Annotated in this window: 9 protein-coding genes and 1 pseudogene; 8 read left to right on the top strand and 2 right to left on the bottom strand. The window is 66.7% G+C overall.

All coding sequences use genetic code 11. The features are described from left to right. Nucleotides 1-67 precede the first annotated feature (67 nt). The 6 genes and pseudogenes from I2456_RS12150 to I2456_RS12125 all read left to right on the top strand — a co-directional run bounded on the left by I2456_RS12150 (nucleotide 68) and on the right by I2456_RS12125 (nucleotide 5,147). The gene (locus I2456_RS12150; RefSeq protein WP_371869923.1) at nucleotides 68-1,531 is read left to right on the top strand and encodes an alpha/beta hydrolase; all 1,464 of its coding nucleotides are present in this window, start codon (nucleotides 68-70) and stop codon (nucleotides 1,529-1,531) included. Between the two features lie 5 nt (nucleotides 1,532-1,536). After that, nucleotides 1,537-1,956, top strand: a complete 420-nt coding sequence (locus tag I2456_RS12145; protein WP_313958029.1) for a DUF6653 family protein — start codon at nucleotides 1,537-1,539, stop codon at nucleotides 1,954-1,956. A 9-nt stretch (nucleotides 1,957-1,965) separates the two neighbouring features. Continuing rightward, entirely contained in the window at nucleotides 1,966-2,199 is a 234-nt protein-coding gene (locus I2456_RS12140) for a hypothetical protein (protein WP_068026253.1), read from the top strand. Continuing rightward, nucleotides 2,192-3,256 (top strand): annotated as a pseudogene (locus I2456_RS29130) (serine/threonine-protein kinase); the annotation flags it as partial. The gene I2456_RS12140 and the pseudogene I2456_RS29130, both read left to right, overlap by 8 nt. Before the next feature lie 231 nt (nucleotides 3,257-3,487). Continuing rightward, nucleotides 3,488-3,934: a sensor domain-containing protein gene (locus I2456_RS29125; protein WP_169717182.1), complete on the top strand. Its 447-nt coding sequence runs from the start codon at nucleotides 3,488-3,490 to the stop codon at nucleotides 3,932-3,934. A 16-nt stretch (nucleotides 3,935-3,950) separates the two neighbouring features. Further along, entirely contained in the window at nucleotides 3,951-5,147 is a 1,197-nt protein-coding gene (locus tag I2456_RS12125; protein ID WP_085073125.1) for a winged helix DNA-binding domain-containing protein, read from the top strand. On the opposite strand, the gene uvrA is transcribed toward I2456_RS12125, so the two are convergent. Continuing rightward, entirely contained in the window at nucleotides 5,137-8,049 is a 2,913-nt protein-coding gene (gene uvrA, locus I2456_RS12120; RefSeq protein WP_085073126.1) for an excinuclease ABC subunit UvrA, read from the bottom strand. The two genes, I2456_RS12125 and uvrA, sit on opposite strands and share 11 nt — an antisense overlap. Before the next feature lie 83 nt (nucleotides 8,050-8,132). On the opposite strand from uvrA, the gene I2456_RS12115 reads away from it, so the two are divergent. Next, nucleotides 8,133-8,810, top strand: coding sequence for an MBL fold metallo-hydrolase (locus I2456_RS12115; protein ID WP_085073127.1), 678 nt, complete (start codon nucleotides 8,133-8,135; stop codon nucleotides 8,808-8,810). Between the two features lie 7 nt (nucleotides 8,811-8,817). Here the strand turns inward: I2456_RS12115 and I2456_RS12110 are convergent, their stop codons facing one another. Beyond that, the gene (locus tag I2456_RS12110) at nucleotides 8,818-9,258 is read right to left on the bottom strand and encodes a universal stress protein (protein WP_068026274.1); all 441 of its coding nucleotides are present in this window, start codon (nucleotides 9,256-9,258) and stop codon (nucleotides 8,818-8,820) included. Between the two features lie 307 nt (nucleotides 9,259-9,565). Here I2456_RS12110 and I2456_RS12105 point away from each other — a divergent pair, with 307 nt between their 5' ends. Continuing rightward, a complete protein-coding gene (locus I2456_RS12105) occupies nucleotides 9,566-11,158 on the top strand; it encodes a mannosyltransferase (protein WP_085073148.1) in 1,593 nt (530 codons plus the stop codon). Nucleotides 11,159-11,163 lie beyond the last annotated feature (5 nt).

Genomic DNA, 11,163 nt, shown 5'->3' with positions numbered 1-11,163 from the left:
GTTAACTCACAGGAAATATTCTGGAAACATGCATCCCGATGGACCGTTACCAACCCACAATTGACTCGTGACCGCGCCGACGTCATCTGTCGCATCGCAGTCGCTGGCAAGCGCTCACACCTCGCTGATGCATGGCTGGGTGCCGCTCACCGTTCAGGCGGTGACCGCGGTGGTGTTGGTGGCGGCCATCGGCTGGCGATCCCGCCTGTGGCGGCAGCGTCGGCTGCCGGTGGCGGTGGCCGCCGGTACCGCATCGGCTTACGGGATCCGCTGGTACGTGACGGCCGACGGGCTGGCCGCCGAGCCCGCGCCCAGCGCGTTGTGGCTTTGGGTGGCGTTGTCCGGGCTGGCCGCAACGGTGGTGGTGCTGGGTTGGCGTAGCGCGCGCCGATGGCGTCGTGGCATGTCGCTGCTGGCGGTACCGCTCTGTGTGCTCTGCACGGCGCTGACGCTGAATCTGTGGGTCGGTTACTTCCCGACCGTGCAGGCCGCCTGGAACCAGCTGACCTCCGGCCCGCTGCCCGACCAGACCGATCAGGCCACGGTCACCGCGATGGCCTCCAAGGGCACACGTCCCGCGCACGGCAGCGTCGTGCCGGTGGACATCCCGTCGGACGCCTCCCACTTCAAGCATCGGGGCGAACTGGTGTATCTGCCCCCGGCGTGGTTCGCCAGCTCTCCCCCGCCACGGCTGCCGGCGGTGATGATGATCGGCGGCCAGTACAACACCCCAGCCGACTGGGCACGTGCCGGCAACGCGGTCAAGACGATTGACGACTTCGCCGCCGCGCACGACGGCAACGCGCCCGTCCTGGTGTTCGTCGACTCCGGCGGCGCGTTCAACAACGACACCGAGTGCGTCAATGGAAGGCGCGGCAATGCGGCCGACCATCTCACCAAAGATGTTGTGCCCTATATGGTCTCGAAATTCGGCGTCAGCGCCGAGCAGCCCAACTGGGGCATCGTGGGCTGGTCGATGGGCGGAACCTGCGCGGTGGATCTGACGGTGATGCACCCGACGATGTTCAGCGCCTTCGTCGATGTGGCGGGGGATCTGTACCCGAACGCGGGGAACAAGGCCGAAACGATCGCCCGATTGTTCGGGGGTGACGCCGAGGCCTGGGCGGCGTTCGATCCGACGACGGTCATCACCCGGCACGGGCCGTACACCGGTGTGTCCGGTTGGTTCGCCATCAACACCGGACCGCCGACGCCGCGACACGACATGCCGATCATTGACACTCCGACCATGCGGTGGGCCGGGCGGGATGCGGCCGCCAACCCGAGTAACCAGACCGCCGCGGCTAACGCGCTGTGTGCCGTCGGCCGGTCCAACGGCATTGATTGTGCCGTGATCCCCCAGCCCGGCAAACATGACTGGCCCTTCGCCGATCAGGTATTCGCGGCGTCACTGCCGTGGCTGTCCGGTCAGCTCGGCACTCCGGGCGTGCCCCGGGTTGCGCTGCCGGGCACGTCGCTTCCCCCCGCGCCGGCGGCGGGCCAAGCGCGGATCGCTGCCGCAGGTAAGTAGCTGTGGTGCCGTTGATCGCGCGTTTGCGCCGCGCCATGTTCGCCCGGCACTGCAATCCCTGGAGCGCCTGGAGCAGGTGGGCGAGCACGCCGCTGCTGCTGGTGCCGGCCTGGACCCGCCGACGCAGTCACGCCGTGCTCTTGGCCGGCTGGCTGGCGCTCAACCCGTTCGTCTTCGGCGAGCCCGCCGACCATCGCAATTGGGCGACCCGCGCCATGCTGGGTGAAGAGCTATGGATCATCCGGCGCCCCAAAGACGGCGCGACCGTAACCAGTTTCGTCACGTCAGCCGCCGCCTTTGTGGCCATCGTCGCAGCTCGACGCCATCGCCTGGGCATCGCGCTAGCCGCCACCGCAATTCAGATGGGGCTGACACTGGTGTACTGGCAGCAGATGGTGCGCTACTTCGACGGGCGGTCGCAGTAGCGTTGCTACATGCCCGACGAACCTGAGCCTGGATACGACAGCTCCGGAGTGCCGACCTTCGACTCCGTCCGGGAGAAGATCGAGACCCGGTACGGTGCCGCGGTGGGTGCGGAGGAACTCGACGCCGAGACCCCCGAGGGCCGGCAAGTCGAGGAGCAGTACGAGAAGCGCCAGCAAGCGGCGGCGGAACGGTTAGCGCAGATCCGGGAGTCGATGAAGAACACCACTCGCGCTGATGAGTGACACCGTGCCGACGTCGCGGGCCGGCACCCAATTGGGGCCCTACCGTCTGCGGCGGCTGCTCGGGCGCGGCGGCATGGGTGAAGTGTACGAAGCCCACGACACGGTCAAAGATCGCACCGTCGCCCTGAAACTCATGTCCCAACAATTGAATTCGGACGCGTCTTTTCGCCGGCGCATGCAACGCGAAGCGCACACGGCCGGGCGTCTGCAAGAACCGCACATCGTGCCCATCCACGACTACGGCGAAGTCGACGGGCAGTTGTTCATCGATATGCGCTTCATCGAAGGCAGCGACCTGGGAACGTTGCTGCACCGCGACGGCGCGCTGGACCCGCCGCGCGCGGTGGCGATCATCACCCAGGTCGCGGCCGCCCTCGATGCCGCCCATCGCGCCGGCGTCGTGCACCGCGACATCAAGCCGGAGAACATCCTGATCACCGGCGACGATTTCGCCTACCTGGTCGACTTCGGCATCGCCTCGGCGGCCAGCGATCAGAACTTGACCAAGATTGGCACCGCGGTGGGTAGCTGGAGCTACATGGCGCCCGAGCGATTCGTCGACGACGAGGTCACCTACCGGTCGGACATCTACGCGCTGGCCTGCGTGCTCTACGAATGCCTCACTGGCACACCGCCGTACCAGACGCAGAACCTCAGCGCGCTCATGGGCGCGCATCTGCTGCAGCCCATCCCCCGACCCAGTCAGCAACGGCGCGGGATCCCGGCCGCCTTCGACGCAGTCATCGCCCGGGGCATGGCCAAGACGCCCGCCGATCGGTATCCGACCGCCGGCGAGCTGGCGCGGGCAGCACAACAGGCACTGAGTGCACCCGATCGCGACGAAGCAAGGACGATGATCGCGCACAGCCAGCAAGTGGCTGCGCCCCCGAGCGGTCCTATCGCCTGGCAACCTCCACCACCGCAGCCCCCGCAGTGGGCTTCGCCGGTGCATGCGGCGCCGGGCGTGCCGGGTAACCGGCGGCGACCGTGGCTGATCGTCGGCGCGCTCCTCGCGGTGGTCGCGGTGCTGGCCGGCACCGGTATCTGGTTGGCGCTGGGCAACTCCGATGACGACCAGGCCACCAGCGACGGCACGAGCACCGGCGCGGTGAGCACCCCGGTCACGACTCCCACCACGACCGCGCCCAGCGCTGCCCCGACAGTGGCTCCGGCACAACTGGCTTCGCTGCTGCTGTCACCGGATCAGGTCAACTCGATCGTGGCCACGACGGGCATCATCGTCGATCACAATGTCACCGAGACGACCGATCCCGGTCCGTAGAACACGGTGTCGGACGAGAAGTGCCTTGGGGCGCTCATCGGTTACCAGACCACGACATACAAGAGCAGCGGCTACACGGCGATGCTTGCCCAACTGATGAAGAAGCCGAACAGCAATCCTGGCTATGTGGTGGTCCAAGGTGCGGTACTTTTCGCCTCCGCCGATCAGGCCCTCAATTTTGTGGCCGGTCAGGCCGAACAGTGGCGAAACTGCGCCGGGCGAACCGTGACTCAGGTGAACAACGGCAACACCTCAGAGTGGACCTTCCGCGAGGTGAGCGGCAATCCGCCCAATATCGCGCTGCAGCGCACGCTGGCCGGCAGCCCCGTGGTCTGCCAGCACGTGCTGAACGTCGTCTCGAATGTGGTCCTGGACGTCAACGTGTGCGCACCCGACACCGTCAACCAAGCAAGGCTGATGGCCAACCAAATGGCCGCCAAGGTGCCCAAGTAATCGCGTGAGTAGCGGCGTGCGAAAGTTCGGCGTCCCCGAGCGACGAAACCGATTGGCTCGCAGGCACTTTCTTCTCGCTGAGACGCAGTCGCTGCCGGAGATCACCGCTGGCCTGGTGGGGCTACATGCCACCGACGCGGCGACTCCCTATCTGTCACTGTGGGCGCGCGCCCCGGGTTTCGTGGTCACCGACCTCGACGACGAGCTCTACCAGAAGCGATCCCTGATCCGGCATTTGGCGATGCGACGGACGTTGTGGATCATTGCCGCCGACGATCTGCCGGTGGTGCAGGCCGCGGCCAGTGCACGGGTGGCCGACAACGAGCGGCGGCGGTTGATCGCCGATGCGCAAAAGGCCGGTGTAGCCGAGGATGGTCAGGGTTGGCTGGATCGGGCCAGCGCGGCGGTGCTGCGGCACTTGAATGCGCACGGGCCCGCCTCCGCCACGGAACTGCGCACGGCGTTACCCGAACTGGCGGGCAGCTACGACCCGGCGCCCGGAAAACGTTGGGGCGGTGAGGTTCCCATCGCGCCGCGGGTGCTCACCGTGCTGTCTGCCGGCGGCGACATCGTGCGCGGCCCCAACGACGGCGGCTGGACCACCTCGCGCCCGCGGTGGAGCGCCACCGCGGCATGGCTCCCCCAGCGCGGCGAGCCGTGGCCGGAAGCTACGGCGCGAGCCGAGCTGACCCGCCAGTGGCTGCGGGCATTCGGGCCGGCTACCGTCGACGACCTCAAATGGTGGCAGGGCACGACGCAGGCCGCGGTCCGCGCCGCGTTGGCCGATATCGGCGCGGTCCAGGTCGACCTGCACGGCAGCCCCGGGTATGCGCTGCCCGACGACCTCGAGCCCGAACCCGAGGCGCCGCCCTGGTGTGCGCTATTGCCGAGCCTGGATCCCACCACCATGGGCTGGTACGAGCGCGACTGGTACCTCGGCGAGCATCGCGGTAAGCTGTTCGACCGCAACGGCAATGCGGGTGCCACCGCGTGGTGGAACGGACGCGTGGTCGGCGGCTGGTATCAGGACGCCAACGCTCGCGTGCAGCTGCTCTTGCTCGAAGATCCCGGTCGATCCGGGCGGCAAGCGTTGGAGCGACGCGCCCGGGAGCTCACTTCGTGGCTGGACGGTGTGCGCATCAGCCCACGCTTCCCTTCACCGCTGGCGAAGTCGGCGATGGTGACGCAGGCCGAAAGCGCGATCAGGCGCTGACTTTGCGCCGCCGGCTGGCCCGAGGTGCAGGTGCGGCGGCGCGTCCCCCGGCCAGGACCTCGGCCAGGAACTTGCCGGTGTAGCTTTCGGGCACCACGGCGACGTCTTCTGGAGTTCCTTGCGCCACGACGGTTCCGCCGCCGGCACCGCCTTCGGGGCCCATGTCGATGATCCAGTCGGAGGTCTTGATGACGTCCAAGTTGTGTTCGATGACGATCACCGTGTTGCCCTTGTCGACCAGACCCGTGATGACCATCAACAACTTGCGGATGTCGTCGAAATGCAGACCGGTAGTGGGCTCGTCGAGAATGTAGATGGTCCGACCGGTCGAGCGCTTCTGCAATTCGGAGGCCAGCTTGACCCGCTGCGCCTCACCGCCGGACAGCGTCGGCGCCGGTTGGCCCAGCCGCACATAGCCCAGCCCCACGTCGACCAGGGTGCGCAGATAGCGGTGGATACCGGAGATGGGCTCGAAGAATTCCGCCGCCTCCTCGATCGACATGTCCAGCACTTCGGAGATCGTCTTGCCCTTGTAGTGGACTTCCAGCGTTTCCCGGTTGTACCGGGCGCCATGGCAGACCTCACACGGCACGTACACGTCGGGCAGGAAGTTCATCTCGATCTTGATGGTGCCGTCCCCGGTACACGCCTCGCACCGGCCGCCCTTGACGTTGAACGAGAACCGGCCCGGCTGGTAGCCGCGCACCTTGGCTTCGGTGGTGGCGGCGAACAGGGTGCGGATCTTGTCGAAGACGCCGGTGTAGGTGGCCGGGTTGGACCGCGGGGTACGGCCGATCGGTGACTGGTCGACGCGCACCAGCTTGTCCAAGTGGTCCAGTCCGGTGACCCGGGTATGCCGGCCCGGCACCTGGCGCGCGCCGTTGAGCTTGTTGGCCAAGACCGCGGCCAGGATGTCATTCACCAGAGTCGACTTGCCCGAACCGCTGACGCCGGTCACCGAGGTCAACACCCCCAACGGGAACGTGACGTCGATGCCGCGCAGGTTGTGTTCCCGGGCGCCGACGACGGTGATTTGCCGCTTGGCGTCGACCGGCCGCCGCATGGCGGGCATCTCGATGCTCTCCCGGCCCGACAGGTAAGCGCCGGTGATCGACTCCTTGTTGCGCAGCAGCTCGCTGTACGGGCCGCTGTGCACAATCCGGCCGCCGTGCTCACCGGCCCGGGGCCCGATGTCGACGATCCAGTCGGCGTGCTCAATGGTGTCCTCGTCATGCTCGACGACGATCAGCGTGTTGCCCAGATTCTTCAGCCGAGTGAGCGTCTCGATGAGCCGACGATTGTCCCGCTGGTGCAGGCCGATGGACGGCTCGTCGAGCACGTAGAGCACCCCGACCAAGCCCGAACCGATCTGGGTGGCCAGCCGGATGCGTTGCGCCTCACCGCCACTCAGCGTCGCCGCCGCCCGAGACAGCGACAGGTACTCCAACCCGACGTCGAGCAGAAAGCCGAGCCGCGACTGGATTTCCTTGAGCACCTGCCCGGCTATCGCCTTCTCGCGCGGGCCCAGGGTCAGGGCGTTCAGGAAGTCCGCACAGTCCGCGATCGACAGCTCACACACCTCGGCGATGGACATGTGTCCCCGCTCGCCCGCGGCCAGCGTGACGGCCAGGATCTCCGGCTTGAGCCGAGTGCCCTCGCAGACCGGGCAGGGCACGTCGCGCATGAAGCCCTCGTAGCGTTCCTTCATCTGCTCGGATTCGGTTTGCGCCATCTTGCGCTGCAGGAACGCCAGCACGCCTTCGAAGTCGGCGTAGTAGGACCGGGTGCGGCCGTAGCGGTTGCGGTAGCGCACGTGGACCTGCTCGTCGCAGCCTTCCAGAATCGCCTTGCGGGCCTTGGCCGGCAGCTTGCGCCAGGGGGTGTTGACGTCGAAGCCCATCGCGTCACCCAGTCCGGCCAGCATCCGGGTGAAGTACTCCGCGGTGTGCCCCGTCGACCACGGCGCCACCGCACCCTCGGCCAGCGTCAGGTCCGGGTCCGGCACCACCAGGTCGGGATCGACCTCCTTGCGGATGCCCAGGCCGGTGCACTCGGTGCAGGCGCCGTAGGGCGAGTTGAACGAGAAGGAGCGGGGTTCCAAGTCGTCGACCGCCAGGGCGTGCCCGTTGGGGCAGGCCAGCTTCTCGGAGAACCGCTGCTCACGGTGCGGCGCACCCGGCTCATGATCGACGAACTCCAGCACCACGATGCCGTCGGCGAGGCCCAGCGCGGTCTCCACCGAATCGGTGAGCCGCTGCTTGGCGGTCGCCTTGACGGTCAGGCGATCCACCACCACCTCGATGTCGTGCTTCTCCTGCTTTTTCAGCTTCGGCGGGTCGGTCAGCGGATGCACCACGCCGTCGACCCGGACCCGGCTGTAGCCCTGGGCGTTGAGCTTCTCGAACAGGTCGGCGAACTCACCCTTGCGGGTGCGCACCACCGGCGCCAGCACCAAAAACCGCGTGCCTTCGGGCATGGCCAGCACCTGATCGACGATTTGCTGGGGCGTCTGGCGCGCGATGCGCTCGCCGCAGACGGGGCAATGCGGTGAGCCCGCCCGCGCGTACAGCAACCGCAGGTAGTCGTATACCTCGGTGATGGTGCCGACCGTCGACCTCGGGTTGCGGTTGGTCGACTTCTGGTCGATGGACACCGCCGGGGAAAGACCCTCGATGAAGTCGACGTCCGGCTTGTCCATCTGGCCCAGGAACTGGCGGGCATACGCCGAGAGCGACTCGACGTAGCGCCGTTGACCCTCGGCGAAGATGGTGTCGAACGCCAACGAAGACTTGCCCGACCCGGACAGGCCGGTGAAGACGATCAGCGCATCACGGGGCAGATCAAGGTCGACACCGCGCAGATTATGTTCCCGCGCACCCTTGACGATCAGGCGCTCAGCCAATGGATTCCCTTCGCAAACAGACCTCGTTCCCCATGCTATGTGGCCGTACCGACAAGCGAGCGCAGACCAGTAACCTGACCCATATGACTGCCCTGGACGACAACTACACCGGACATGTCGACCCCGGTACCGCGGCCCGGCGCACCCTGCCGGGCGCCACCATCCTCAAGGCGTCGGTGGGCCCCATGGACAACAACGCCTACCTGGTGACATGTTCCGCGACCGGCAAAACACTGCTGATCGACGCCGCCAACGACGCCGACGTGCTGATCGACCTGATCCGCCGGTACGCGCCCAAGTTGACGCTGATCGTCACCAGCCATCAGCACTTCGACCATTGGCAGGCCTTGGCAGCCGTTGCCGAGGCCACCGGGGCCCCGACAGCCGCCCACGAGATCGACGCCGAGCCGCTGCCGGTCAAACCAGACCGTTTGCTGGCCAACGGTGACACGGTGCAGATCGGTGAGCTGACGTTCGATGTGATTCACCTGCGCGGCCACACGCCCGGGTCGATCGCCCTGGCCTTGACCGGTCCGGCCGCCGGCGGGGTCACCCAATTGTTCACCGGCGACTGCTTGTTCCCCGGCGGCGTGGGCAAGACGTGGCAGCCCGGAGACTTCACTCAGTTACTCGACGACGTGACCACCCGGGTGTTCGACGTGTACGACGACTCGACGGTCATCTACCCCGGCCACGGGGACGACACGGTGCTGGGCGAGGAACGCCCCCACCTCGCCGAATGGCGCGAACGCGGTTGGTAGCGGCCGTTTAGGTGGTGTGCACGATCAGCACGTCGACCTTGGCGCGGCGGGAGACGTTGGCGGGCACCGAGCCCAGCAACCGGCCCGCGATCGTGCTCAGCCCGACGTTGCCGACCACCAGCAGATCGGCCTTCTCTTCTTCGGCCAGGTGCACCAGTGCGTCGACCGGAGCACCGACGATCGGCCGCTCCTCGACGTTCCTCGCGCCGGCGTTGTGCGCCCGTTCCTTGGCGTCGTGCAAAATTTCGTAAATGGGCGCCGTGCCCGTGACTTTGTAGCTTTCGTCCTTCAGGACGTCGGCGGCTCGAGAATCCTCATGCTGAGGCAGGTACGCCGAGGCGATGATCAGCTTGCAGTCCGCTCCCGCCAGCCGGGCTGCCCGCTCTACCGCGCGCATCGAGGAGTCCGAGCCGTCGGTCCCTACGACCACGGTTTGATAGGCGCCCATATACCCTCCAGTGTCGTTGCTCAGCCAACCCAAGACAGTATCGCGTTGCCTGCTGAATTATTGGTCAGATTAACCACACCGCCATGGCGTGGCGCAATCCCGCTTTTGCCCGGCCGCTGCTCGGTATCGACGGCCCAGGCCCGGACGGAGTGAGCGGCGCGGCGGTCGTTGGGCGAAACCGGTTATAACGCAGTACATTTGGATTTCACCGAGATGACAACTAGGCGGTGGGCCCGTTGACCGGCGACGCACCGGCCGGACGGCTGGTGACCAGGATCATCGCGGGAACCTTAAGGTGACAGGCATCATGTCCGTTTCCACCGTTGAGCAGCCCGAGCCGGCCGTCGATGACGGAAATACTCCGCCGGAGCCGCCCGGACGGTTGCGCGACCCGTTAGTCATTGGCGTGCTGGCGGCTGTGATCAGCGGCGCCTGGGCGAGCCGGCCGTCGTTGTGGTTCGACGAGGGCGCCACCATTTCCGCAGCGGCCAGTCGCACCCTGCCCGAGCTGTGGAAGTTGCTGGGCCACATCGACGCCGTACACGGTTTCTATTACCTGCTGATGCATGGCTGGTTCGCCATCTTCCCGCCGACTGAGTTCTGGTCTCGCGTCCCGAGCTCTCTGGCGATCGGAGCCGCCGCGGCCGGTGTGGTGGTCTTCACCCGACAACTGGCACCACCGGCGTCCGCGCGAACCCTCTCGCTTTGTGCCGGTGCCGTTTTCGCGATTCTGCCGCGGGTGACGTGGGCGGGCATCGAAGCTCGTTCCTCGGCACTGTTGGTGGCGGCCGCCGTGTGGGTGACCGTACTGTTTGTCGCCGCGGCGCGGCGCAATCGGGCGCGGTTGTGGGTGGCGTACGCGTTCGCGCTGATGCTGTCGATCCTGATCAGCATCCACTTGGGGCTGCTCGTGCCGGTGCATGCCGTGATGCTGCCGCTGCTGACCCACGCGAAGGCACGCAAATCGCCGTTCCTGTGGTGGTTGGTAACCTCCGTGATCGCCCTTGGCGCCATGACACCCTTCGCGCTGTTCGCCCACGGCCAGGTGTGGCAGGTCGGCTGGATCGGTGGTCTGACCCGCAATCTCTTTCTCGACGTCGTGCACCGGCAGTATTTCGATCACAGCGTCCCGTTCGCCATCCTGGCCGGTGTGGCCGTGGTGGCGGCGGTCGCCGTCCATATGGTTGCGGCGAGGAGGGGCGGCAGACCGGACGCCGGCACCCGTCAGCTCCTGTTGATAGCCACGGCATGGATCGTCGTTCCCAACGCCGTGGTCCTCATCTACTCGGTGACCGTCGAGCCGATGTACTACCCCCGCTACCTGATCCTCACCGCTCCGGCGGCCGCCGTGGTGCTGGCGTTGTGCATCGTCACGATCGCCCGAAAGCCATGGCTTGTGGCCGGTCTCGTCATCGTGTTCGCCGGCGCCGCCTTCCCGAACTACTACTTCACCCAGCGCGGGCCGTACGCCAAGGAGGGCTGGGACTACAGCCAGGTCGCCGACCTCATCAATGCTCACGCCACGCCGGGTGATTGCTTGCTTGTCGACAACACCGTGCCGTGGAAGCCCGGGCCGATCCGTGCGCTGCTGGCAACCCGCCCCGCCGCGTTCCGTTCCCTGATCGACGTGGAACGCGGCGTGTACGGACCCAAGGTGGGCGCACTGTGGGACGGTCACATCGCCGTGTGGCTGACGACGGCCAAGATCAACAAGTGCCCGACGTTGTGGACGATCACCAACCGCGACAAGGCGTTGCCGGATCGCCAGGTGGGGCAGTCACTTCCGCCGGGCTCGGCTTTCGGACGTGCCCCGGTCTACCAGTTCCCGAGCTACTTGGGTTTCCGCATCGTCGAACGGTGGCAGTTCCACTATTCGCAGGTCGTGAAATCGACGCGGTGATCGCG

It is taken from the genome of Mycobacterium kubicae, from assembly GCF_015689175.1.
GTDB lineage: Bacteria > Actinomycetota > Actinomycetes > Mycobacteriales > Mycobacteriaceae > Mycobacterium > Mycobacterium kubicae.
The sequence above is the reverse complement of the archived record's forward strand: the minus strand, read 5'-3'. Positions and strand labels throughout refer to the sequence as shown.

Coding starts and splice junctions, on each gene's coding strand:
- I2456_RS12105 (WP_085073148.1), top strand. CDS start 9,566: ATGTCCGTTTCCACCGTTGAGCAGCCCGAGCCGGCCGTCGATGACGGA.
- I2456_RS12140 (WP_068026253.1), top strand. CDS start 1,966: ATGCCCGACGAACCTGAGCCTGGATACGACAGCTCCGGAGTGCCGACC.
- I2456_RS12110 (WP_068026274.1), bottom strand. CDS start 9,258: ATGGGCGCCTATCAAACCGTGGTCGTAGGGACCGACGGCTCGGACTCC.
- I2456_RS12115 (WP_085073127.1), top strand. CDS start 8,133: ATGACTGCCCTGGACGACAACTACACCGGACATGTCGACCCCGGTACC.